Consider the following 23,025-nt stretch of genomic DNA (forward strand, 5'->3'; position numbering starts at 1 on the left):
TTACGCAGAGGCTTTTGGAGTCTGCATTTCATCAAGACTTCCCTCAAGTTATTTTGTAAACTGAACGTTTAGTTTTGTTATAAGAAAATAATATACTAAACGTTCAGTTTTGTAAATGGGTTTCTGTTTTCTTTTTTTATACAGGTTAAGTATACTGAACGTATCGTTTATAATTCGGGAAGGAATGATTCATGTGCAGAGTAAACGAGGACGGCCGCGCGATGAAGGAACACATAAGGCGATTCTTTCTGCAGCCTATGACCTATTGTTGGAAAATGGCTTTGACGCGGTGACAGTCGATAAAATTGCTGAGCGTGCCAAAGTGAGTAAGGCAACGATTTATAAATGGTGGTCAAACAAGGCTGCCGTTATCATGGACAGCTTTCTTTCGACCGCTACGGACAGACTGCCTGTGCCCGATACAGGATCAACAGTGCAAGATATATTGACCCACGCCACGAATTTAGCAAGGTTTTTGACGAGCCGGGAAGGAACCGTTATTAAGGAATTAATCGGTGCGGGGCAGCTGGATGCAAAATTGGCGGAAGAATATCGCACGCGATTTTTCCAGCCCCGCCGCCTCCAAGCGAAAGGCCTTCTGGAAAAGGGAATTCAAAAAGGTGAATTAAGAGAGAATCTTGATATTGACGTAAGCATCGATCTCATTTACGGACCGATTTTCTATCGCCTGTTGATCACAGGTGATGAGGTGAATGATTCCTATGTGCATGATCTGGTGATGAGTGCGTTTAAGGGAGTTCAGCCTGCCTGAAAAATACCCGGATCATGTGAAAGAGATGCAGACTTTTGCTGCCTATGGGCGGAACATAATGAAAAGGCCGAACAAGTTCATTGTTCGGCCTTTTCTGATTGATTTGCGAACCGCCGGGCGGCCGCCACGCAAGCGATAACGCCGACATTCACCGCCGCAAGTTCCCATCCCGCTTTTTCATGGAGAATCATGGCGGCCAGTAACAGTCCGAAGAAAGGCTGCAGAAGCTGCAGCTGTCCGACCGCGGCGATGCCTCCCTGGGCGAGTCCGCGATACCAGAATACGAAGCCGATCAGCATGCTGAATATTGAGACATATGCAAGACTGAGCAGTGCGGGCGCGCCGATGTTTGACCATGAGTCCGGCATGAAGCAGAAAGACAGGATGAACATAAGGGGAAGCGATAAAACGAGAGCCCAAGAGATCACCTGCCAGTTGCCAAGCCGCCGGGAGAGGCGGGCGCCTTCGGCATAACCGAGACCGCACACGATAATCGAAGCGATCATGTACGTATCACCGAGCGGAGAGGATTCCCCTCCTTGCAGCAGAGCATATCCGGCTACGAGGATGCTGCCGGCAGCCGAGAAAATCCAAAAGACCGGTCTGGGCCGTTCGCCTCCTCGCAGTACGCCGAAGATCGCCGTCGCAAGCGGGAGAAGCCCGATGTAGACAATGGCATGAGCGGATGTGACATGCTGAAGCGCTAAGGCTGTAAGCAGCGGGAAACCGATCACGACGCCGAGCGCTACTGTTAGTAGTGAAATGATGTCGCTTTTGGCAGGGCGTTTCTCCTGAAAAATGAGGAGCAGAGCGCCTGCCAATATACCGGCTATAGCGGCGCGGCATACGGTGAGAAATACCGGGTCAAAGTCCGCTACAGCCAAGCGGGTCGCGGGAAGCGAGCCGCTGAAAATGAGCACGCCGATAAATCCGTTAATCCAGCCGTTTGCGGCTTTATTCATTCCAATCACTCCAATATATATTTCTAAACCCATTTTCAAAGTTTATAATGACTATAAACTGAAATTGGCCTTATACAAATGGCCAGTTTTTATAAAAAGAAGAATGCCAGTTTGGAGGGAGTAAAAATGGATATCACGCCATTTTTAAATAGAGATTTGGATATTCCGCTTTATCAGCAGCTTTATCGGCATTTTAAGGAAAATATGCATCAGGGACGTATTCCTAAAGGACTGAAGCTTCCTTCAAAAAGGCTTTTGTCAAGTCAGCTTTCCGTCAGTCAGACGACTGTGGAGCGTGCCTATGAACAGCTTGCCGCCGAAGGCTATATTGTCAGTAAGCCGAGAAGCGGATGGTTTGCCGATTATGACTCGGACGCCGTCTATGTGAAAAAGCCGGGCGCTTCGCCTGTTCAAACAAAGGCGAAGGAAGACCGCCAATGGATTGATTTTCACTACGGCACTGTGGATGCCGCTCATTTTCCTTTTTCGGCATGGCGCAAAAGCATGGTTGCAAGCTTAGATCAATATGGGCACGAGCTGTATCGGCCCGGGGATGATTTGGGCGAGCTTGAACTGAGAACGCTCATTTCAGAATACTTATATCAGTCGCGCGGCGTGAATTGCCGTCCTGAACAAGTGATAGTCGGCGCCGGGAACCCTGCTCTTTTGCAAATGCTGTGCAAAATATTTGAAGCAAATCTATCCATCGGATATGAAGATCCGGGTTATCCGAGAGCGAGGGAGATTTTTAAAGCCAATCACATGAAGATCATTCCGATACCCGTCGATAATGAAGGAGTCTGTATCCGGAAGCTGAATGAAGAGCGGCCGCGTCTTGTATATGTCACGCCTTCTCATCAATTTACGTTAGGAATGATTATGCCGGTAAACAGAAGGATTCAGCTGCTGAAATGGGCGAAGGAACATCAATCGTTCATTATAGAAGATGATTATGACGGTGAATTCCGATACACCGGCCAGCCGATCCCATCATTGCAAGGGCTTGATCAGCATCACCGTGTTATTTATATGGGAACGTTTTCCCAATCTCTGCTTCCTTCGCTGCGCATCAGCTATATGATTCTTCCTTTGCCGCTTATCGAAAAAGGCAGGGAAATCGCTTCTTTATATAAGCAGACCGTCTCCTGCCACAGTCAGCTGACGCTGGCTCAATTTATCAAAAGCGGAGAGTGGCAGAAACATATTAACAGAATGAGAAAGCTGTACCGGAAAAAAAGAGCGGTATTATTAGAGGCCGTGCGGCGCGAGCTGGGACAATACGTCAGGATTCGCGGAGAAAATTCCGGGCTGCGGATTTTACTTGACGTTCAGCTGCCTTTCAGTGAAAAAGAGCTGATTGAAAAGGCGGAGGAACAAGGAGTCAAAATCTATCCCGTGTCTCTCACCTATCAAAAACAGCTCCCTGAAAAAACAGTTTCTCTCGGTTTCGCGGGGGTTTCTGAAACCAATATACAAGAAGGTATAAAAAAACTGAGAGCCGCCTGGGCGCTGTAAAAGGCAGCTCACAGTTTGAAATACTGAAGCTTGAGTCAGGGGTGCAGTCTCAGCAGCAAAACGATTTATAGGACGGGCAGGCGGAGCGCCGTATCAATATTTTGCAAATTGAGCCGGACTTGTTCATTTGTGTTCCACGGGTGATACCAGCCTTTTTCCATCATATAGCGTGAGATTTGCTCGTGCATGTCAAGGGCTTCTTCTAAGTGCCGGGTGAGGATCGCTTTCACTTCAGGCGTTCCGGCTTCCGTCGCCGCCATCGCATAGTTTCTGACACCGCTTTTTGCCGAATTCAATAAATCCATTGCGACAATTTGGTCTGTCAGTGCATTCATACCCGTCAAGTATTCAATAATCGGATTCATTCGTGATTCATCTCCTCATTTCATGCTGTGCATCAGATAAAATCGAGGCAAATTCCTGCAATTGCCTTGTTGATGTATCCACATCCTGCTGCATGATTTCTTTCAGCTGCGGATCGGATACGAGCGCTTTCATGGTTTTGGATTTCGTCAGACAAAGTGACTTAAAAGAAGCCATCTCCTGAATTTCGAGTAATTCATGTAAGGCGCTGGCCATTTCTGTAGCCTCCGTTCTTTAAGGTTTGAGTACAACTTTAATACAATCATCTGTTTTCGTGTCAAACATCTCATAGCCGTGCTTCGCTTCACTGAGCGGAATGACATGGCTTACAACATCGCCCGGATCAATTTTGCCGGTTGACACCAATTCAAACATATACGGCATATAGTGGATGACCGGAGCTTGTCCTGATCGGATATTGACGTTCCGCTGCATGATATCGCCAAGGGGAAACCCGTTGTATCTGCCGCCGTACACACCCGTAATCTGGATTGTTCCCCCTTTTCGCACCGCTTGGGACGCGATGACCAATGCGCTCATCGCCCCGCCTTGAAGTTTTAAACCGCTGGCGAGGAACTCAAGGTCTGTCATTTTCCCGTCCATGCCGACGGCGTCAATGACCACGTCGGCGCCGCCTTTGGTGATTTCCTTCAGGTAGCTGCCCGTATTTTCGTGGTCTTCGAAGTTCACGATTTCCACTTTATTCGTCCGTTTCGCATGCTGGAGACGGTAGTTGACATAGTCTACGGCTATTACGCGTTTCGCTCCCTTTAACCAGCAGAATTTTTGAACGAAAAGGCCCACGGGCCCGCAGCCGAGAACGATAACTGTATCGCCTTCTTTTACGCCGGCATTGTCGACGCTCCAAAAGCCGGTTGTCATCGCATCGGAAATAACACTCAGTTTCTCATCCGGTTCTTCGCATGTTTCGGGAACTTTAAAGTGGGTAAAGTTCGCAAATGGGACGCGCAAATATTCGGCCTGGCCTCCCGGATAGCCGCCGGCATTTCCTGAATAGCCGAAATAAGCGCCTATATCGCCGTTCTCATTTGATTGATCACACTGGCTTTCCAGGTGATTCTTACAATAAACGCATTCTCCGCAGGCGATATTAAAAGGAATAATGACGCGGTCGCCTTTTTTGACTTTCGTCACGCCGGGACCGGTTTCTTCCACGATGCCCATCGGTTCATGGCCGATGATGTAGTCTTCCTGCAAATTCGGGATGAGTCCGTGGATTAAATGTAAATCTGATCCGCAAATTGCCGTACTTGTGACTTTTATAATCATGTCATCGTGTTTTTCAATCTTCGGATCAGGCACGTCTTTGACAACGACGTTTTTCACTCCTTGATACGTTACGGCCTTCATGCTGTAATACCTCCAGTGTTAGTGTTCATCAGGTGTGCGGTCAAACATCCCTTTTCTGTTCGTTTCAACGGGAAACAGGTTCATGCTTCCGACCATGAGGGTATTTTTTGCAGAGAGCTGATCCAATTTATACTGTTCGCTCAAATCATGCGGGTGAAACCACTTTTTGCTGACCATCAAGTCTGTTATCTCCTGATGCATCGCGATTCCCTGCATGAGCTGTTTGCGCAGCAAAGCTCTTACATCAGGTGAAGCGGTTTCTGTTAAAGCGACGGCGGTATTTCTGACGCCTTCTTTGGCGCGTATGAGAAAATCCATTGCGAATGTCATATCCGCAAGTTCAGGGACATGTAATGAATTGATCGGATCTAAATGGTCATGATTCAATGATGCTTACCTTCCTTTCAATTGATGATCGAAGTCGGCCGGTTTTGAGGAACGGGGGCCTGAAACGTTGCCCGTTCATAAACCGCCTGCAGATCAGCCAGGTCTTGAGAGGCTTGCTGAACGTCTTTTTCCATTAACGTTTTCAGATCCTGATCAAACACAAGCCCTTGCATGAGCTTGGATTTCGCTACACAAAGCGTCTTGAAGTTAATGATTTCATGTAAGTCCAGCGACTCGTGAGCCGCTAATTCACGCTTTTCCATAATCGTCTGAAACCTCCCTTTCTAAAAATACGTAATTAATTTCCCCTGAGAAAAGAGCTCTAGTCTTACAAATTTTGTTTGTAAGAAAAAGTGGAGAAAAAGCCTGACGATGCATCAAAAAAAAGAGGAAGCACAATCGCTTCCTCTTGTCAAAATATGCCGAAAATGATAAGTCGGCAAATACGATTCTTTTGAAAGCGGCAAAAGCACCTGCGCTGATAACAAACAGAACGCTGACCGGGGCAACGAACCTGGTTCCCTTCGGCGAGATCATCCGGCTGGCGCTTAACAGGCCGATCAATGAGCCGAACGCAAGCCCGAATATAATCAATCCCGCAAAAAACAGCTTGCGAACAATCCCGCAGGCTGTTTTTTCTTTCACCCGTCATGCAGGGACAGAAGGGGAAGGTGAGAAGAAGGCACATATGGTATGATGACAAATAGAATAAAACCTCGTGAGGCCGGTCGGCTAAAAGGAAGTGGACAGAGATTGTTTGGTACAAAACATCAAGAAGACTACGTCTCCCGTGACAGACGCTCATTGAATATGCTTGCGCTTCGGGTGCCCGGTCTGGCGTTTATTTTAATGGTATATGCCGCATCAGTCTGTTTGCAGTACATTTATGAAAGCTGGACGGTTTTTTTGCAGCTGTTATTCACGATATTGATCGTCATTTTTACCGTGCTGCACTGGCATTCCCATCGCTGGGTGAAGAAAAAGACGTTTCTTTATTTCATCATACAGGGATTTATCATATATACATCGGCTAACTTGATGACCGGCGGCTATATCGCGCTGGTGATCGGTCTCTATGCCTTTTTAATCGGGCAGATTATCGGAATGGCGGATAAGGGAAAAACGCTGCTCATACTCTATCTTTTCATTTTAATGTCCATAACAGCCCTGCATCAGGAGCATCCGCATCATCTGCTGCGTTTCATCGTTATCGCCGCTCCCATCATGATCGTGATTATCACGTATGCGGCCACATTTTTCGCGCAAGTTGATGAAAAAATAAAAACACAGATGACGCTTGAAAAATTAGAGCTCGCTCACCGGCAAGTGAAACAGCTGACGCTTCAGAATGAAAGACAGCGGATGGCGAGAGACTTACACGATACGCTTGCCCAAGGATTGGTCAGCTTGCACATGCAGCTTGAAGCGGTGCAAGTTCATCTTTCGAAAGATAACACTGACAGAGCGAAAGACATCATCAGCCAGTCAATGGACAGAGTGAAGGGCACATTGGCTGATGCGCGCTCGGCCATTGATAACCTTCGCAGTAAATCAGAAGAGATCGGCTTCTTAAAAGAAAGCATCACTGAACAAATCAACCATTTTACAGAAGCCTCCGGGCTGTCTTGTTTTTTAGATTACAGCGTGCATCATGTGCTTGACGTTCATACGGCGGAGAATTGCCATTACATGATCGGAGAAGGCCTGACAAACGCCGCCAAGCATGCAGAAGCAAAGAATGTCTGGGTGTCCGTTCGGGAAGAAGAGAGACAGATCCGCATAACCGTCAAAGATGACGGGAAAGGCTTTGATGCCGGAACAGAAATGAGAAAAAGCGGACATTACGGGCTGCTTGGGATACAAGAACGCGTCAATATGATGAACGGCACTTTCCGTATAACAAGCGCCAGATCAGCGGGGACTCAAATTGAGATCATCATACCAATTCAGGGAGAGGCGGAACATGTATAAAGTGTTAATAGCAGATGACCATCTTGTCGTCAGAGAAGGTCTGAAGCTTTTGATAGAAACAAATGACCATTACACCATAACGGGAGAGGCGGAAAACGGGAAAACCGCCGTCCGGCTCGCAGAAGAACTAAAACCCGATGTCATTCTCATGGATCTGTACATGCCGGAAATGAGCGGGCTGGAAGCCATTAAACAGATAAAAGAGCATTCTGATGTGCCGATCATTATTTTGACGACCTATAATGAAGATCATCTGATGATAGAAGGCATCGAATCAGGCGCGAACGGTTATCTGCTGAAGGACACAAGCTCAGAAACCTTATTTCATACGATGGATGCGGCAGTCAGGGGAGAAGTGCTTCTGCAGCCGGACATCTTGCGGCGTTTCCGGGAAATGAAAATGGAACGGGCAAATGCCAATGAAACACAGCTGACGGACAAGGAAATCATAGTTCTGCAAGCCGTTGCGCAAGGACATAAAAGCAAAGCGATCGCCTTCGATTTAGGAATCTCAGAGCGGACGGTAAAAGCGAGATTAACATCAATTTATAACAAATTAGGCGCTGATTCGCGGACGGAAGCCGTCACCATTGCCATGCAAAAAGGCATTCTGAAACTGAATATATAATGAAAAACTGCCCAAACGTACATGCCCCTATGTACGTTTTTTTTATGTGAATGTGAACTACAATTAGGCAGAAAGTAATGATTGGAGAGGAGTATTCGATGTCTGGTTTTTTATATAAATTAGGGGGATGGTCTGCCCGCAATCGATTAAAAATGATCAGTGCGTGGCTCGTGATACTGATCGCTTCGATTGTGATCGCCATCTCGTTAAAACCTGCTTTTTCTGAGGATATGTCAATTCCCGACACACCTTCTGAAAAGGCGATGGATATGATTCAAAAAGAATTTTCAAAGGGTCCCGATAAAGGAAGCATACGGGTTATTTTCGGAGCTGAAGACGGGAAGAAATTGACGTCAAAACCGGAAAAACAAGCGATTGAAGAGACATTAAAGAAGATCAAAACAGATCATTCAGTCGCTTCGATTGCAAGTCCTTTTGAGACAGGAACCATTTCTAAAGACGGATCAGTAGCATATGCCGATATTACGTACAAAAAAGCGGCGGATGACATTACGGATGCGTCTGTTTCACATATTAAACACAGTCTGTCCGCCGCAGGAGACAAAGGTCTGCAGACGGAGCTCAGCGGCGATGTGCCGGGGGCCGGTGTTGAAATCGGCGGTGTATCTGAAATTGTCGGCGTTGTGCTGGCATTCGTCGTACTGGCTATTACGTTTGGTTCATTAGTCATCGCGGGGCTTCCGATTGTCACGGCCCTGATTGGGTTAGGCGTAAGCGTCGCGCTGACGTTAATCGGGACACAGTTCTTTACGATAGCCTCGGTCAGTCTCTCATTATCCGGAATGATCGGACTGGCCGTCGGGATTGATTATGCGCTGTTTATCTTTACGAAGCATCGTCAGTTTTTGGGCGAAGGTGTACAAAAAAATGAATCGATCGCTAAAGCCGCGGGAACGGCTGGCAGCGCCGTCGTTTTTGCGGGACTGACCGTGATCGTCGCGCTTTGCGGATTGACCGTTGTCGGCATTCCGTTCATGTCTGCCATGGGATTGACTGCGGCACTCAGTGTGCTGATGGCTGTATCGGCTTCTGTTACGCTGGTGCCTGCGGTGTTGTCAATCGCAGGAAAACGGATGATTCCGAAATCAAACAAGAAGAAAGAAAAGAAAAGCGCCGACACGAATGCCTGGGGGCGCTTCGTTACAAAGAAGCCTATTCTGTTAAGCATTTTCAGCATTATTCTTTTAGCCGTCATCAGTCTGCCGGCCATGCATTTAGAGCTGGGGCTGCCTGATGCGGGAATGAAAGCGAAAGACAGCCCGGATCGCAGCGCCTATGATCTGTTGTCTAAAGGATTCGGCGAAGGCTTTAACGGCAAGCTGACAATTGTTGCCGATGCAAAAGGGGTCAAGGAGAACAAAAGTGAAGCATTTCAAGACGCCGTGAACGAAATGAAGGACTTGCACAATGTGGCGAGCGTCACACCGGCCATGCCGAACGAAAAAGGGGACTATGCCATTATTACGGCAGTGCCTGAAACCGGGCCGAATGATAAGGCAACGAAAGAGTTAGTGCAGGATATACGGAAACGATCAGACAAAAACGGCATCCGCCTGCTCGTCACCGGTTCAACCGCGGTAAACATTGATATTTCAGACCGGTTAAACGATGCCATTCCGGAATTCGCCATTCTCATTGTCGGGTTTGCGTTTGTATTGCTGACCGTTGTTTTCCGCTCGCTTCTCGTGCCGCTTGCCGCCGTCGTCGGCTTTTTGCTGACGATGACCGCTACACTCGGCTTATCGGTATTCGTTCTGCAGGATGGGAATTTCACCGGCTTGCTCAGCATTCCGGAAAAAGGCCCGATTCTCGCCTTCCTGCCTATTTTAGCGATCGGTATTCTTTTCGGACTGGCGATGGATTATCAAGTATTCCTTGTCAGCAGAATGAGAGAAGAATATGTCAAAACAAAAAATCCGGTACAAGCCATCCATGCCGGATTGAAACATAGCGGACCTGTCGTAACAGCGGCGGGACTGATCATGATTTTCGTCTTTGCGGGGTTCATCTTTGCGGGAGAAGCTACGATCAAATCCATGGGCTTGGCAATGACCTTCGGTGTTCTTTTTGATGCGTTCATTGTAAGAATGACCATTATTCCGAGTGTCATGAAGCTGATGGGACATGCGGCCTGGTACTTGCCGAAGTGGCTGGATAAAATCATTCCGAACGTGGATATCGAAGGCCATAAGCTGACACAAGGCAAAACACCGGAGAAACCGGAAGAATAAAATGAAAAAGCAGATCGTTATGATCTGCTTTTTTTATGTGCTGACCGCATTCATGAAAAGAGAAAAAAGCTTTTTCATGTCTTCATGTTTTTTTGTCAGCATTTCAGGATGCCATTGCACGCCGACGACAAATAATTCACCCGTCCGTTCAATCGCTTCAATGGCCCCGTCTTTCGCATAAGCCGCGGCTTTAAACGAAGGCGCCGTCTCTTTTATGATCTGGTGATGGAATGAATTCACCCGCGCTGAATCGCCAAACAAGGAATGGAGACGTGTCCCTTTTTCAAAGGAAACATGATGGGTTTTTAACGGCGGGTCTTTTTCTTGGTCATGCTTAATGTCAGCAAACGAAGCGTGTGTTAGATCCTGATATAAAGTTCCCCCGTAAGTGACGTTTAACATATGCATCCCCCGGCAGATGGCCAGAATCGGCTTTTCTAAAGCAACCGCCGTGAGAATCAGCTCCTTCTCGTAGGCGTCCCGATCAGGAAAGGTCTTTCTTAAAGCCTGTAAAGGTTCTTCGCCGTAAAACAGCGGGTCTATGTCCTGGCCGCCGGACAGAATGATCCCGTCAACATGAGAGACCTGTTCCTTTACAAGCGCCGTCTCTTGAATCACCGGCAGTATAAACGGCACACCGCCGGCCTCAGAAACAGACTGAATATAATCATTATTGACATATGCCCGATTATAACCCGGGAAAGGACCGGATTGATCAGCCATAATGTTTCCCGTAATTCCGATGCGTTTGGCCATTCTTTGCCCCCCTGAACCATGCTCATAATAAATCTGAACGTAGGTTGTACAAATCAGTTTGAAATTATTCTTCATGATACGTGAACTTTCCAAAACAAAACCCGTGACAATCACGGGTTTTTACATTCATTTCAATTTCTTGATTTCTTCCGTCAGCTCTTTGAATTTTTGATCAAGCTCACGATATTGTTTATCAGCCGGAGTCATGAAGCTGAGTTTTCCGAGGACTTCCTGCCGTTCGGTTTCAAGCTTTAATCGCAGTTCTTCAGCATCGTCCCTGACAGAGGGGGATTCTTTCCATTGTTTTCGGACGCTGCCATTTGAGATATCAAGCCGGATGTCCGTCGTCTTTTCGAGAAAGTAACGATCATGAGATACGATGATAAGCGTTCCGTCGTATCGGGCCAAAGTGTCTTCAAGCTGCTCGCGTGACGGCAGATCAAGGTGGTTTGTCGGCTCATCCAGAATCAGCACATCTTTCTCCTCTAAAATAAACGCCATCAGTTTGCATTTGACCCGCTCTCCCATGCTCATCTTGCCGATGGGTTCCGTCCATTGCGCTGCGGTAAATCCTAAATGCTTCATGAGGGATTGAACATTTCCCCTTGCTTCGAACGTTTCTTTGTAAAAAAGCTGTTCGGGGGTTTTATCAAGCGGGAGGTCGAATACTTCCTGGGTTAAATATCCGACGTTTGCAGACGGAGAAATCCATATGCTGCCGTCCTGTGCTTTTTCCTGACCGAGGATGACCTTCAATAATGTTGTTTTCCCGCTGCCGTTCGGGCCTGTAATCGCGATCTTTTCACCGTGCATCACAGTGAAATTCACGTTTTTGAAAAGCGTTCGGCCGTCATATGACTTTGTGACATCACTTACTTCTAAAAAACGCTTTCCCGCTTTTTTGCGGTGCTCAATGGAAAAACGGACTTCATACTCCGCTTCAACCGGTTCTGCTTTCGCTTTTTCAAGCTCTTTTTCAAGACGCTTCTGCTTTGATTTAATCTGGGCGTCGGTGCGTTTTGCTTTTACACGATGGTATTCTTTAAAGCCTTCTATTTTCGTTGATTGGGCGTGGGCTTTTTTCGACCAGGCGCTCAGCTCGTTCATTTGAGCTTCAATCCGTCTGATCATATTTTGCTGATTCTCATATTCCCGCTGCTGTGTCAGCCTTCTCTGTTTGCGGACCTCCATATAGCTTGAATAATTCCCTTTATGTTCAATGAGTTTCTTTCCTTCGATGGCCCAGATTTTTGTCGCCGCTGCATCTATAAAAGCACGATCATGCGAAACGAAAATAATGGTGCCTTTGTAATTCTTGATCTGATTCAGCAGTATTTCTAAACTGTGCTGATCGAGGTGGTTCGTCGGCTCATCTAATAATAAAAGGCTGCTTGAGGAGGAGAAACCTTTGGCAAGACGGGCTTTCAGTTTTTCTCCGCCGCTCAATTGCGAAAAGGCGCGTGCGGGCACGTTCCACTTTTCTAACAAGGCTGCCTCCGCAGGCTCCGGATGGCCGGAATCATAAGCTTCCGTTTCTTGTTCCACCATATATATGTTCACATCTTGCATCATCTGAATCTGTCCTTGTGACGGCGCTTTTTGATTGCAGATCAATTGCAGCAATAACGATTTGCCGGCGCCGTTTTTACCGATAACGCCGATGATGTCACCTTGCTGAACGCTCGCGCTGATCTGTTCAAAAAGGGGAACGCTGTTGATTTCATAACTGATGCCGCTTATTTTTAACATTTCTTTCATATGTCAATCCCTCGCTTTAAAGGGAGGACAAAAAAATCCTCCCAATTGATTTGGAAGGATTAGCCGTACCTGTGCATGATCAAATAAGCTATTTTCACATAGCTTTCGTATCGTATAGAAAATGGGCAGACTAATCCTATTTTTTCTGATTTGAAATATTTGATTTCAAACGGTCAAAATAAGATTAGTTAATCATTGTCCACCCATCATCCCTTCGTATTTGTTACAAACAGTGTAGCACACACTTATCTGTAAAAGCAAAGGGTATAAGCCTTTTTATTCCAGATTGGAGGCTTCCCACTCTTCTTCTAAAACGGCATAATAATATTCATCCCACCATTCATTATCATGGGGGATGCATTTTTTAAAAAAGCCTTCCCGTCTCATCCCGATCTTTTCCATCACTCGGTGCGAAGCCGTGTTTTCCGGCTGACATGTCGCAATGATCCGGTGTAAGTTCATCTTGTTAAACCCGAATGCCAGCACGGCGCGCGCCGCCTCTGAAGCATATCCTTTGCCCTGGTATTCCGGGTGAAACACCCAGCCGATTTCATACGTATGATCGCCAAAATACTGAAAAAAAGCAATGTGGCCAATGACCGTTTTCTCATCCTTCAATAAAACGGGAAACTTCCGGGCATGTTCACCGCTGTTTTCAGTAACGAATTTCCTGGCATCTTCTTCGGTAAAGACACCCTCTGGTATATATTTCATGACATTCGGATTTGACGTGTACGCATAGACATCCTGCCAATCTTCCGGCTCAAATGTCCGAATGACGAGCCTGTCAGTTTTGATATTCATTTTTTATGTTCCTCCATCAAAAAAGATTTCATTTACTACTTCGATTGAAAGATGTAAAAACCTTTGAGCGGAGAAGAGCCGAATAAAAAAAGCCTGCAGCTATACACTGCAGGCGATTATTTTTCATTTGCGGCGGCGGGCAGGTTTGTAAATCCGAATTGCCCTCCGACAGCTTCTTTTACTTCATGAATAACGATAAATGATTTCGGGTCAATTTTTTGAACATGTTTTTTGATTTTCAGCAATTCGTTCTTTTTAATGACGACATAGATAATGCGCTTGTCTTTGCTGCCGTAATACCCGTATCCGTAAAAAATCGTCGCCGCGTTGCCGTACTCAGAGGTGATGGCTTTGGCGATTTCTTCGTATTGGTCAGACATAATGGTGAGGGCTTTTTTATTATGGAAACCCTCAATGACAATATCGACGATTTTGGCGCACAGATATACGAATATAAACGTATACAGCATGTGATTGATGCCGATCGCTAAAACGGATGCGAAAATGATGACACAATCCATATAAAACATGCTTTTCGAGATGTTAAAGCCCTTTGTGTAATTCAATAAATACGCCAAAAGCGTGGTCCCGCCGGTAGATCCGTCAGCGATAAAGATCAATGCCAGCCCCGCTCCCATCAGCAGAGCGCCGAATACAATCCCGAGCACCATGTCGTGCACGCCGAACGGAATAAAGCTGACGATGCTGAGAAAAACAGAAGTCATCCCCGTACCGAGTATCGTGTATAAAATCGTTTTTTTCGTTAAAAATTTATAAGCCAGCCCGATAAAAATCAAATTTACAACCAGAGTCGTAATACTTGCAGGTATATGGAAAAGATAATATAACACGAGAGCGATTCCCACGGTGCTGCCGTCCCCTAAATGATTCGGGATGACGAAAAATTCCACGGACGCCGCAATAAGAAAGGCTCCGGCCATAATCATCAGTATATCCTTGCAAATGTTCTTCATGTGCAAACCTCCTCTGCAGTCAAAAATATATAAAAAACAAAAACGCCTCAAAAATTATCCAGCAGAACTAAATAATTTTTAAGACGAATCATTCACAATCTCGTTTGTTCATTCAGTAAAGAATGATCAGCTTCAATATCGAAGATTATATAGACACCTTCACATCTTGTCAATGCCGTGAAAATTGATTTTTCTGCAGTGTATATGAGGTTTAAATCAAGTTAAAACGAGGAATTATATCAGAAGAGTTTTCATTTCTGCTCTATCAATAAGAGAAATGTAATGAAAGACAACGAAGAAGGGATGATGACATTGGAACGAATTTTTATCAGTCCGGCCAAATACGTGCAGGGAAAAAACGCCATTGAAACGATCGGCGGACATCTGGAGGGCGTTGGTGAAAAAGCCGTCGTCATTGCGGACAAAACCGTATGGGATATCGCGGGCCACAAGGTGACGGCTGAATTAAAGAAAAGCAATATTTCTTCTGAAGAGGCGGTTTTCAACGGCGAAGCCTCCCAGGAAGAAATGAAAAGAATTGCCGGCATCGCAGAAAAAGCAGGCGCGACTATTGTCATCGGAGTCGGCGGCGGTAAAACGCTTGATACGGCCAAAGCCGTATCAGATGAAATAAACGGCTACACCGTTATCGTGCCGACGGCCGCTTCAACGGATGCTCCGACAAGCGGGCTGTCTGTCGTATATTCTGAACAAGGCGCGTTCGAAAACTATCGTTTCTATCATAAGAATCCTGACTTGGTTCTGGTCGATACGAAAATCGTCGCGGAAGCTCCGCCGCGCTTTTTAGCATCAGGGATTGCCGATGCGATGGCGACGTGGATAGAGGCGCGCAGTGTCATCGCCAATGGCGGTAAAACGATGGCAGGCGGAATTCCTACCATCGCCGGAGAAGCTATCGCGGAAAAATGTGAAGCGGTGTTATTCAAATACGGCCGTCTCGCTTATGAGTCTGTGAAAGCGAAAGCCGTTACGCCCGCATTGGAAGCGGTGGTTGAAGCCAATACACTTCTGAGCGGACTGGGATTTGAAAGCGGCGGCTTAGCTGCGGCACATGCCATTCATAACGGATTTACCGCGCTTGAAGGTGAAATCCATCACTTGACCCACGGTGAAAAAGTGGCATTCGGCACGCTCGTTCAATTGGCGCTGGAAAAACGTTCGCTTGAGGAAATTGAGCGGTATACCGCGTTTTATATCAGCTTGGGGCTGCCTGTCACACTTGAAGACATCAAATTGAAAGACGCATCTAAAGAGGACATTATGAAAGTGGCAGAAGCCGCGACGATTGAAGAAGAAACGATTCATGCCGCTTTTGACGTGACGGCTGACGACGTGGCGGATGCCATTATAGCGGCTGATCAATACGCAAAAGCATTTAAAGAAAAACACGCGTAAAACCTTTTATCGCGTGACCCGGAACCAAGGGCTGTTACAGCCCTTGGTTTTTTTGTGCTCTTTGAAAACTTTTAAAAATAAAGAAAAAATTATGATACAATATACAAATGTTTTGAGAGATTGACAAAGGAAAGGTGGGAACGATATGCTGCATAATCCGACCGGTAAGGAGCGGCTTGCGCTTGCTTTTCTTCTCGGAATGCTTGCGATACTGGGGCCGCTCAATATAGATATGTATCTGCCGAGTTTCCCTGAAATCGCTGAAGATTTAAGCGCCCGCGCATCGCTTGTCCAGCTCAGTTTAACCGCATGTCTGATCGGGCTGACAATCGGACAGGTTGTTGTCGGCCCGTTAAGTGACGCGAAGGGAAGAAGAAAACCGTTATTACTATGTATTTTTTTATTTGCGTTGTTTTCTCTGTTTTGCGCGCTTGCACCGAACATTGCAACACTAGTGATTGCCCGTTTTCTTCAAGGATTCACCGCTTCGGCAGGACTCGTTTTATCCCGTGCAATCGTCAGAGATGTGTTTACGGGAAGAGAGCTTTCTAAATTTTTCTCGCTGCTGATGGTCATTACCGCCGTCGCGCCGATGGTGGCGCCGATGACGGGAGGCGCGATTTTACTGCTTCCGTTTGCATCATGGCATACGATTTTTCTCTTTTTAACGTTTATCGGGTTTTTGCTTGTTCTCATCATTGCGCTCAAGCTGACAGAAACCCTGCCGCCGGAAAAGCGGATTCCGAGCTCCATCGGAAATTCCGTGCGGACAATGGGAAGCCTGCTGAAGGATCGGTCATTTATCGGCTATGCGCTGACGGTCGGTTTTATTCACGGCGGGAGCTTTGCGTATGTCTCCGGAACGCCTTTCGTGTATCAGGATATTTACGGAGTATCGCCTCAGGTATTCAGTGTTTTATTCGGCATAAACGGTCTGGCGATCATTACCGGAAGCTTTATCATCGGGCGTTTCGGCGGGATCATTCACGAAAAAAGCCTGCTGAGAATCGGCGTGATTACAGCGATGACGGCGACTGCCGTTCTGCTCGTCATGACAATCATTCACGGGCCGCTGGCGGCACTGGTGATTTCCATTTTTATTTATATGATTACGATCGGCATGACACTGACAAGCACCTTTACATTGGCGATGGAAAAGCAGGGACACCGCGCGGGAAGCGCAAGCGCACTGCTCGGCATGCTTCCGCTTCTTCTCGGTTCCATCGTGTCGCCGCTTGTGGGGATGAATGAAGCGACGGCCGTGCCGATGGGGGCAATAATGTTCACGACATCCGTTATCGGTTCCATCGCTTTTTTCGCCTTAACAACAAAACCGGAGAAAGCAAAAAAGGAGTGAAATGATTCACTCCTTTTTTTGATGCCCGCTATTCATATTTCTTCAGCACGATCGCCGAATTATGCCCGCCAAAGCCGAATGAGTTGGAAAGGCCGATCGTTAACGATTGCTGGCGGGGCCCGTCTGCTACATAGTCCAAATCACACGCCGAATCAGGGTGCTGCAGATTGATCGTCGGCGGAATGATGCCGTGTCTCAGGCTTTCTGTCAAAGCGATGGCTTCAACGCCGCCTGCCGCGCCAAGCATGTGGCCGAGCATTGATTTGTTGGCCGTAACTGGAATGTCATAGGCAAGCTCCCCGAATAATGTCTTGATGGCCAATGTTTCAGAAAGATCTCCGGCTTTTGTGCTTGTCGCATGGGCGCTTACGACATCAATGTCTTCCGCTGAAACGTTCGCCTTTTTCAAAGCGTTTTTCATCGCCAGGTAAGCGCCCGTTCCTTCCGGATGAGAGGCTACCATATGATAGGCGTCAGAGCTTGCGCCGTAGCCGAGCACCTCACAAAGGATCGGGGCATTTCTGCCGATTGCGCTATCCAATGATTCCAATACTAAGATGCCCGCGCCTTCACTCATGACAAACCCATCGCGATCCGCGTCAAACGGCCGGCTTGCCGCGGCGGGGTCTTCGTTTCTCGCTGACAGCGCGTGGGCATTGCCGAAGCTGGCTAATGACAAATTCGTAATCGCCGCTTCCGCTCCCCCGGCAAACATGATATCTGCGTCATCATTCCGAATGGCGTTGAATGCTTCCCCGATCGACGTATTGCCGATGGAACACGCGGTGACGGGAGAAAGTGAGGGGCCGAGCGCGCCTAATCTGATGCTGATTTGAGCGGCGGCCGCGTTTGAGATCATCATGGGGACAAGGCTCGGGCTCACTTTTCGCGCTCCCCGTTCATTTAAAGTATGAACGTTATCAATCAAAGTCGTGATGCCGCCGATTCCCGAGCCGACGTACACGCCGAGGCGTTCACGGTCAATCTGATCGAGCTGAATCCCGGAGCTTTCAAGCGCCTGTTCCGCTGCCGCTAGAGCAAACTGGCTGAAACGGTCAAGCCGTCTCGCTTCTTTTCTGCCCCATCTTTCTTCTGCGTCAAAATCACGGACGGTACCGGCTATTTTTGTCTTTGAACCGGAGACATCAAACGAATCGATGAAAGAGATTCCCGATTTTCCTTCCGTCAGGTGTTTCCAAAATGTATGCACATCATTGCCGAGAGGTGAAATCACTCCCATTCCGGTGATCACAACTCTTTTCATGGTCATTCCTCCTTCGGTATGTATTTATTGTAACTCGCAATTATCCTATTACAAGTTGTTGATTATCCTAGTATAATGAATACCAGGGTAAGAGAGGAGAGATTCGGTATGATACCAGAAGGAAGATTGCAGGCGCTTTCAGAGTTTTTAAAAACGCAGCGGGCCAAAATTTCTCCGCAGATGGCCGGGCTGCCGATGGGCACACGGAGAAGAACGCCCGGACTCCGAAGAGAAGAGGTCGCGCAATTAGCCGGCGTAAGCACCACGTGGTATACGTGGCTGGAGCAGGGCAGAGACATTAAAGTGTCCGCAGCCGTATTGGACGCCGTTTCCGATGCGCTGCAGCTCAACAAAGATGAGAGAAATTATTTATACGCGCTTGCCATTGAGGAGGGCGTGAAGCAGCCGTTTACCGCGGAGGAAGAAGCGGTTATCAGCCCGTCGCTTTCAAAAATCCTGCAGGAGCTCCGTTATTGTCCCACCATTATCTCGGACAGGCGGTGTCATATCGTAGGATGGAACCAGGCCGCGGCTCACGTGTTTTTAGATTTTGAACAAATTCCTCCTGAAAAACGGAATCTCATAGAGCTATTGTTTTCCAGAAAAGAATTAAGAAGTTTAGCCGTGAACTGGGAGCACTTTGTGAAAGGATTCATCGCCATTTTCAGAACGTATTACGGCCAGTATGTAGCTGATACGTGGTATTCTCAGTTTATAGAAGAAATGGAGAAAACGTATTCGGAATTTCATACGCTGTGGAATGAGAGCGAAGTCAGCTCGGCACCCGAAGTATTAATTGAGTTCCGCCACGCGAAGGCGGGAAAAATGGTCTTTAACCTGACTTCATTTCAGGTTCAGGGCAACAGTGATCTGCGCTGCAGTGTGTATACGCCGGTAGATCATACCGAAACGGAAGCAAAGCTGAAAAAGCTCTTCGAAAACAGGTGAAGAACAGTAAAAAACGGGAGGCGGCCGCCTCCCGTTTCAGTTTAAAATAAAAGCATGAGACCGGCGATGGCCGGTGTTAAAAAGATGGCTGATTTCAGAATGACTTTCGGCACGAGGTTGGTGAATTTCGCTCCGACATATGCGCCGCACATCGTTCCGATCAGCACTTTGACCAACAGCATATAATCGACAAATCCTTCCGTCACATAACCGAGTCCTCCGCCGACCGCAAGCGGGATAATGACAAGCATGGTGGTGCCGACCGACTGGCGGATGGATAAGCGCAAAAGAATCATTAAGCCGATTTGGATAAAAGGAGCAGAGCCGATGCCGAACGTTCCGGACAAGATTCCTGCGATGACACCGAGTACAACGGCTTTCACCCATATGTTCAGATTGCTTTGCCGTCCGGAATCTTCATGTGTTTCTTTTACAATAAATAACCGGACTAAAATAAGCAGAGCAGATAAAAACAGCATGCCCGCCGTCAAGTAATGCAGCAAATCTGCGGGGATAAGGGAAGTAAGCCTTGCCCCGAAAAACGAACCGAATGCCGCAAAAACGCCGACGATGAGGCCGATCTTCATCTGAATATTGCCTTCACGGTAGTGGCTGAAAGCCCCCGACAAACTTGTGAAAGCCATTCCGGCGAGGGAGGTGCCCAAAGCCGTATGAATCGGTACGTGAAACAGTATAGTTAAAAGTGCAATGACAAAACCGGCTCCCCCGGCGCCGATAAACCCGAGAATAATCCCGAGAAGAAACATAACGAGTATAATAAGCACAATCTTCTCCTCCATTTAGATGCCTGATCACCATGTTCCGCTCCGCTGTATCAGGTTTTAATAATCGACCGTAGTCCGTCGACCGTCGTCTGATATCTTTATGTTACCTCAAATTTAAGGTATTGGCAAGAAGCCGAATCGCTTTTATACAGAGGGTTTACAGCTCTTTCACCATCACTTTTTCCCCGTTTGAGTCCAGCTCTCCATTGAATAAGAAGCCGAATTTTTGATAAAGCCGCAATGCGTGGACGTTATCTTCAAACAGGCTTAAATAAATCCGTCTGCAATCATATATTCGAACGAGATGGCGGATAAGGGCATCAAGCAACAGCTTGCCCAATCCCCGTCCCTGATAACGTTCATCAATAAAAAAACGGTCAAGCCACACTCTTCCGTTTTCATTTTCCTCATCATATTCCGGAAACCATCCGTACATGGCAAAGCCGACCAATTCCCCGTTAACATAAAGACCGGCCGGCTGATAATGCCGGCAATCCTCAGCATCTTGTAAGCACTCTTCCGCGGTTTCAATAAATGAAGTCTGGCTTTCACTTACATGAAGCGCCAGTATATCGGCACGGTTTTCTTCCGTGACTGTTCTGATTTCAATCGTCATACTTGATACTCCTCTTCCGCTTTTTTTGAGACGGTAAAGCTTTCATTGCGTAAGCCATTTGTGAATCAGCCTTCTCTCGGATACAATGATCATCATAAAGGATATGGTTACCGTATAGTCAAGGAGGCATTATGAGCGAAGACGTCAGAAAATACTTCACAACGGGTGAATTTGCAAAACTGTGCCACGTAAAAAAACAAACCCTGTTCCATTATGACGAGATCGGCCTGCTTTCTCCGGAAATCAAAAAAGCGAACGGATACAGATACTATTCCTATCATCAATTCGAACTGTTCCAGGTCATCGGTCTGTTTAAGGAGGTCGGCGTGCCCTTAAAGCAGATCAAACCGCTCTTAACAGACAAAACTCCTGAGGGTATCATCACGCTTTTAAAAGAGAAATCTTCAGAAATCGAAAGCAAAATCAAAAAGCTGGAGCACCTGCAAAGGATGATTCAGACAAAGGTGAAGCTGACCGAACAAGCCTTGGAGACAGACTTTTCCTCCGTCTCATTGCAGCGATTAGATGAAGAGACACTTATGATAGGACGACCCGTACTCCATTTGCCAGAACGGCAATACACTGCCGCCATTTCCGAATTGATCCGCTATATGCGGGTACATGAACTCGATCAGGGGCATCCGGTCGGCGGACTGTTTGCGCGGGAGCAGATTCTGAAAAAAGAATTCTACAACTACACCCATTTTTATATGAAGACAGAAGAAGGCATAGAGAATAGAGACCTCCATATCAAGCCGAAAGGGCTTTATGCCGTCGGGTACCAAATAGGGGATGAAGCGGAAGCGGCTTACCGCAGCATCATGCAGTTTATTGAAGAGTATGGGCTGGAAATGGGCGATTATGCATATGAAGAATATATGTTTGATGAGGTTGTGGCGGACGGGTTTGACAATCAGATCACAAGAATCCAGCTGCAAGTCCGCAATCGATAAAGCCGGTGCCGCCGTTCGTTTACGTCTTCTAACAAACCTTGTATAATGAGAAAAATCAGATTGCAATTGAGGTGAAACACGATATGTTTCTAGCGCCCTTATTTGAACATGATGTACCGGCAGCACTTCTCCGCCCTTAATGGAGGAAAGTGACTGCGCTTCTCTCCGTTAGGGCATATGACGTGACCTAATATGATAACGGAGGGTGCATCAAATTGAAAAATACATTGTTCGGTTCGATTTATTTGACATTGGCCGCCAGTATCTGGGGAGGTATGTATGTCGTTGTAAAAGTTGTGGTAGCGGTCATTCCGCCGCTTGAACTGGTATGGCTGAGATATGCGGTGGCGCTTCTTTCGCTTTTGATTCTCAGTTTGTTTACACGCCAATCCTGGAAAGTTCATAAACGTGATTTATTACTGATCGCTGCGATCGGATTGATCGGCAACACGATTTCGATCGTCACGCAGGAAATCGGCACGAAATTATCAACCGCGCAGATGGGTGCGATTATTACGGCATCCACTCCCGCATTTATGGTTGTATTTGCCCGGCTGATGTTGAAAGAGCGGTTAACGCTGAAAAAAGGAATATCGACAGGGCTGGCGACGATCGGAGTATTGCTCATTGTGGGGAACGGAGATCTCGATATGTCGAGCCAGCTCGGCGGTCTCTCGCTTCTGGCTGCGGCGCTGACATGGGCTTTGATGTCCGTGCTGATGAAACGGGTTCCCGGCCATTACTCACCGCTTGTCGTCACAACGTATTCCATTTGCGTCGCATTTGTCATCCTGACCCCGTTTACAGCGGGCCCGCTTCAGGAGATTCCTTTGTCTCAGCTTGCCCGGTCTGAGATATGGGGCGGACTTTTATATTTGGGTGTGATCTCAACCGCCTGCGCGTTCATGCTTTGGAATCGCGGATTGCAATTACTGAATGCGGCAAGCGGCGGTCTGTTTTTCTTCTTTCAGCCGCTTTCCGGGACATTGCTCGGCTGGCTGCTGCTGGGAGAGACGATCGGAGGAACCTTCTGGATCGGGGCGGCCCTTATTGTTTCAGGCGTCGTTCTCGTCATGAAAGAAAAATAGAAAATGAAAAAAAGCCATTCAGCAAATGAATGGCTTTTTTCTGATTTTCCCGGCAGGATTCGCCCCTCCATACACAGAAAACAAG

At 47.1% G+C, this 23,025-nt stretch carries 24 protein-coding genes; 11 read left to right on the plus strand and 13 right to left on the minus strand.

Annotation, left to right across the window (positions count from 1 at the left end; translation table 11 throughout):
- Positions 1-193 precede the first annotated feature (193 nt).
- A complete protein-coding gene (locus RUW00_RS18995; protein ID WP_021495037.1) occupies positions 194-772 on the plus strand; it encodes a TetR/AcrR family transcriptional regulator in 579 nt (192 codons plus the stop codon).
- Between the two features lie 77 nt (positions 773-849).
- On the opposite strand, the gene RUW00_RS19000 is transcribed toward RUW00_RS18995, so the two are convergent.
- Entirely contained in the window at positions 850-1,734 is an 885-nt protein-coding gene (locus RUW00_RS19000; protein ID WP_095273184.1) for a DMT family transporter, read from the minus strand.
- A gap of 126 nt (positions 1,735-1,860) precedes the next feature.
- Between RUW00_RS19000 and pdxR the strand changes: the two genes are divergently transcribed.
- Entirely contained in the window at positions 1,861-3,249 is a 1,389-nt protein-coding gene (gene pdxR / locus RUW00_RS19005) for a MocR-like pyridoxine biosynthesis transcription factor PdxR (protein WP_021495035.1), read from the plus strand.
- A 65-nt stretch (positions 3,250-3,314) separates the two neighbouring features.
- Here pdxR and RUW00_RS19010 read toward each other — a convergent pair whose 3' ends face one another.
- From RUW00_RS19010 to RUW00_RS19030, 5 genes are read right to left on the minus strand one after another with little or no spacing between them, the layout of a single operon-like run.
- Positions 3,315-3,614 carry a spore coat protein gene (locus tag RUW00_RS19010; protein ID WP_014417026.1) on the minus strand — a complete coding sequence of 100 codons (300 nt, stop codon included), beginning with the start codon at positions 3,612-3,614 and terminating at the stop codon, positions 3,315-3,317.
- Positions 3,615-3,621: 7 nt separating this feature from the next.
- Positions 3,622-3,828: a hypothetical protein gene (locus RUW00_RS19015; RefSeq protein ID WP_014417027.1), complete on the minus strand. Its 207-nt coding sequence runs from the start codon at positions 3,826-3,828 to the stop codon at positions 3,622-3,624.
- A gap of 18 nt (positions 3,829-3,846) precedes the next feature.
- On the minus strand, positions 3,847-4,983 hold the full coding sequence (locus RUW00_RS19020) for a zinc-dependent alcohol dehydrogenase (protein ID WP_160216741.1): 1,137 nt from the start codon (positions 4,981-4,983) through the stop codon (positions 3,847-3,849).
- 18 nt (positions 4,984-5,001) lie between these two features.
- On the minus strand, positions 5,002-5,370 hold the full coding sequence (locus RUW00_RS19025) for a spore coat protein (protein WP_014417029.1): 369 nt from the start codon (positions 5,368-5,370) through the stop codon (positions 5,002-5,004).
- Positions 5,371-5,387: 17 nt separating this feature from the next.
- On the minus strand, positions 5,388-5,633 hold the full coding sequence (locus RUW00_RS19030; protein WP_007409324.1) for a hypothetical protein: 246 nt from the start codon (positions 5,631-5,633) through the stop codon (positions 5,388-5,390).
- Between the two features lie 146 nt (positions 5,634-5,779).
- Between RUW00_RS19030 and RUW00_RS19035 the strand changes: the two genes are divergently transcribed.
- The 4 genes from RUW00_RS19035 to RUW00_RS19050 all read left to right on the plus strand — a co-directional run bounded on the left by RUW00_RS19035 (position 5,780) and on the right by RUW00_RS19050 (position 10,221).
- Positions 5,780-6,067 (plus strand): hypothetical protein, encoded by a 288-nt coding sequence (locus RUW00_RS19035; RefSeq protein WP_160216742.1) that lies wholly within the window; start codon positions 5,780-5,782, stop codon positions 6,065-6,067.
- A 56-nt stretch (positions 6,068-6,123) separates the two neighbouring features.
- Positions 6,124-7,341 carry a sensor histidine kinase gene (locus tag RUW00_RS19040; RefSeq protein WP_280144888.1) on the plus strand — a complete coding sequence of 406 codons (1,218 nt, stop codon included), beginning with the start codon at positions 6,124-6,126 and terminating at the stop codon, positions 7,339-7,341.
- Positions 7,334-7,969, plus strand: a complete 636-nt coding sequence (gene ydfI, locus RUW00_RS19045) for a two-component system response regulator YdfI (RefSeq protein WP_053285505.1) — start codon at positions 7,334-7,336, stop codon at positions 7,967-7,969. The genes RUW00_RS19040 and ydfI overlap by 8 nt, the downstream gene beginning before the upstream one ends.
- Positions 7,970-8,067: 98 nt before the next feature.
- The gene (locus tag RUW00_RS19050; RefSeq protein WP_280144889.1) at positions 8,068-10,221 is read left to right on the plus strand and encodes an MMPL family transporter; all 2,154 of its coding nucleotides are present in this window, start codon (positions 8,068-8,070) and stop codon (positions 10,219-10,221) included.
- A 33-nt stretch (positions 10,222-10,254) separates the two neighbouring features.
- Here the strand turns inward: RUW00_RS19050 and RUW00_RS19055 are convergent, their stop codons facing one another.
- The 4 genes from RUW00_RS19055 to RUW00_RS19070 form a co-directional block, all read right to left on the minus strand.
- Positions 10,255-10,977 (minus strand): gamma-glutamyl-gamma-aminobutyrate hydrolase family protein, encoded by a 723-nt coding sequence (locus RUW00_RS19055; RefSeq protein ID WP_022552672.1) that lies wholly within the window; start codon positions 10,975-10,977, stop codon positions 10,255-10,257.
- A 126-nt stretch (positions 10,978-11,103) separates the two neighbouring features.
- On the minus strand, positions 11,104-12,735 hold the full coding sequence (gene abc-f, locus RUW00_RS19060) for a ribosomal protection-like ABC-F family protein (RefSeq protein WP_022552673.1): 1,632 nt from the start codon (positions 12,733-12,735) through the stop codon (positions 11,104-11,106).
- 276 nt (positions 12,736-13,011) lie between these two features.
- Positions 13,012-13,539: a GNAT family N-acetyltransferase gene (locus tag RUW00_RS19065; RefSeq protein ID WP_022552674.1), complete on the minus strand. Its 528-nt coding sequence runs from the start codon at positions 13,537-13,539 to the stop codon at positions 13,012-13,014.
- 116 nt (positions 13,540-13,655) lie between these two features.
- Positions 13,656-14,513: a YitT family protein gene (locus tag RUW00_RS19070; protein ID WP_003156057.1), complete on the minus strand. Its 858-nt coding sequence runs from the start codon at positions 14,511-14,513 to the stop codon at positions 13,656-13,658.
- 282 nt (positions 14,514-14,795) lie between these two features.
- Here RUW00_RS19070 and RUW00_RS19075 point away from each other — a divergent pair, with 282 nt between their 5' ends.
- Both RUW00_RS19075 and RUW00_RS19080 read left to right on the plus strand, forming a co-directional pair.
- Positions 14,796-15,929, plus strand: a complete 1,134-nt coding sequence (locus tag RUW00_RS19075; protein WP_021495026.1) for a glycerol dehydrogenase — start codon at positions 14,796-14,798, stop codon at positions 15,927-15,929.
- A 145-nt stretch (positions 15,930-16,074) separates the two neighbouring features.
- Positions 16,075-17,286 (plus strand): Bcr/CflA family efflux MFS transporter, encoded by a 1,212-nt coding sequence (locus RUW00_RS19080; RefSeq protein ID WP_017419177.1) that lies wholly within the window; start codon positions 16,075-16,077, stop codon positions 17,284-17,286.
- Between the two features lie 28 nt (positions 17,287-17,314).
- Here RUW00_RS19080 and fabF read toward each other — a convergent pair whose 3' ends face one another.
- Positions 17,315-18,550 carry a beta-ketoacyl-ACP synthase II gene (gene fabF / locus RUW00_RS19085; protein ID WP_021495025.1) on the minus strand — a complete coding sequence of 412 codons (1,236 nt, stop codon included), beginning with the start codon at positions 18,548-18,550 and terminating at the stop codon, positions 17,315-17,317.
- A 108-nt stretch (positions 18,551-18,658) separates the two neighbouring features.
- Here fabF and RUW00_RS19090 point away from each other — a divergent pair, with 108 nt between their 5' ends.
- Complete coding sequence (locus RUW00_RS19090) at positions 18,659-19,498, plus strand: helix-turn-helix transcriptional regulator (protein ID WP_014417044.1); 840 nt, start codon at positions 18,659-18,661, stop codon at positions 19,496-19,498.
- A 41-nt stretch (positions 19,499-19,539) separates the two neighbouring features.
- Here RUW00_RS19090 and RUW00_RS19095 read toward each other — a convergent pair whose 3' ends face one another.
- Complete coding sequence (locus RUW00_RS19095; RefSeq protein WP_021495024.1) at positions 19,540-20,283, minus strand: sulfite exporter TauE/SafE family protein; 744 nt, start codon at positions 20,281-20,283, stop codon at positions 19,540-19,542.
- A gap of 157 nt (positions 20,284-20,440) precedes the next feature.
- Positions 20,441-20,899, minus strand: coding sequence for a GNAT family N-acetyltransferase (locus tag RUW00_RS19100; RefSeq protein WP_017419174.1), 459 nt, complete (start codon positions 20,897-20,899; stop codon positions 20,441-20,443).
- 131 nt (positions 20,900-21,030) lie between these two features.
- On the opposite strand from RUW00_RS19100, the gene RUW00_RS19105 reads away from it, so the two are divergent.
- Positions 21,031-21,852 (plus strand): MerR family transcriptional regulator, encoded by an 822-nt coding sequence (locus tag RUW00_RS19105; RefSeq protein WP_014417047.1) that lies wholly within the window; start codon positions 21,031-21,033, stop codon positions 21,850-21,852.
- A 215-nt stretch (positions 21,853-22,067) separates the two neighbouring features.
- A complete protein-coding gene (locus RUW00_RS19110; protein ID WP_280144890.1) occupies positions 22,068-22,940 on the plus strand; it encodes a DMT family transporter in 873 nt (290 codons plus the stop codon).
- Positions 22,941-23,025 lie beyond the last annotated feature (85 nt).

Source organism: Bacillus sp. IS1 (assembly GCF_032461585.1).
Classification (GTDB): domain Bacteria; phylum Bacillota; class Bacilli; order Bacillales; family Bacillaceae; genus Bacillus; species Bacillus velezensis.

Bases quoted from the DNA above. Each gene is read 5' to 3' on its own strand.
- RUW00_RS19080 (WP_017419177.1), top strand. From the start codon at position 16,075: ATGCTGCATAATCCGACCGGTAAGGAGCGGCTTGCGCTTGCTTTTCTT.
- RUW00_RS19090 (WP_014417044.1), top strand. From the start codon at position 18,659: ATGATACCAGAAGGAAGATTGCAGGCGCTTTCAGAGTTTTTAAAAACG.
- RUW00_RS19065 (WP_022552674.1), bottom strand. From the start codon at position 13,539: ATGAATATCAAAACTGACAGGCTCGTCATTCGGACATTTGAGCCGGAA.
- RUW00_RS19020 (WP_160216741.1), bottom strand. From the start codon at position 4,983: ATGAAGGCCGTAACGTATCAAGGAGTGAAAAACGTCGTTGTCAAAGAC.
- RUW00_RS19075 (WP_021495026.1), top strand. From the start codon at position 14,796: ATGAAAGACAACGAAGAAGGGATGATGACATTGGAACGAATTTTTATC.
- RUW00_RS19100 (WP_017419174.1), bottom strand. From the start codon at position 20,899: ATGACGATTGAAATCAGAACAGTCACGGAAGAAAACCGTGCCGATATA.
- pdxR (WP_021495035.1), top strand. From the start codon at position 1,861: ATGGATATCACGCCATTTTTAAATAGAGATTTGGATATTCCGCTTTAT.
- RUW00_RS19055 (WP_022552672.1), bottom strand. From the start codon at position 10,977: ATGGCCAAACGCATCGGAATTACGGGAAACATTATGGCTGATCAATCC.
- fabF (WP_021495025.1), bottom strand. From the start codon at position 18,550: ATGAAAAGAGTTGTGATCACCGGAATGGGAGTGATTTCACCTCTCGGC.
- RUW00_RS19000 (WP_095273184.1), bottom strand. From the start codon at position 1,734: ATGAATAAAGCCGCAAACGGCTGGATTAACGGATTTATCGGCGTGCTC.
- RUW00_RS19030 (WP_007409324.1), bottom strand. From the start codon at position 5,633: ATGGAAAAGCGTGAATTAGCGGCTCACGAGTCGCTGGACTTACATGAA.
- RUW00_RS19050 (WP_280144889.1), top strand. From the start codon at position 8,068: ATGTCTGGTTTTTTATATAAATTAGGGGGATGGTCTGCCCGCAATCGA.
- RUW00_RS19015 (WP_014417027.1), bottom strand. From the start codon at position 3,828: ATGGCCAGCGCCTTACATGAATTACTCGAAATTCAGGAGATGGCTTCT.
- ydfI (WP_053285505.1), top strand. From the start codon at position 7,334: ATGTATAAAGTGTTAATAGCAGATGACCATCTTGTCGTCAGAGAAGGT.
- RUW00_RS19105 (WP_014417047.1), top strand. From the start codon at position 21,031: ATGAGCGAAGACGTCAGAAAATACTTCACAACGGGTGAATTTGCAAAA.
- RUW00_RS19070 (WP_003156057.1), bottom strand. From the start codon at position 14,513: ATGAAGAACATTTGCAAGGATATACTGATGATTATGGCCGGAGCCTTT.
- RUW00_RS19010 (WP_014417026.1), bottom strand. From the start codon at position 3,614: ATGAATCCGATTATTGAATACTTGACGGGTATGAATGCACTGACAGAC.
- abc-f (WP_022552673.1), bottom strand. From the start codon at position 12,735: ATGAAAGAAATGTTAAAAATAAGCGGCATCAGTTATGAAATCAACAGC.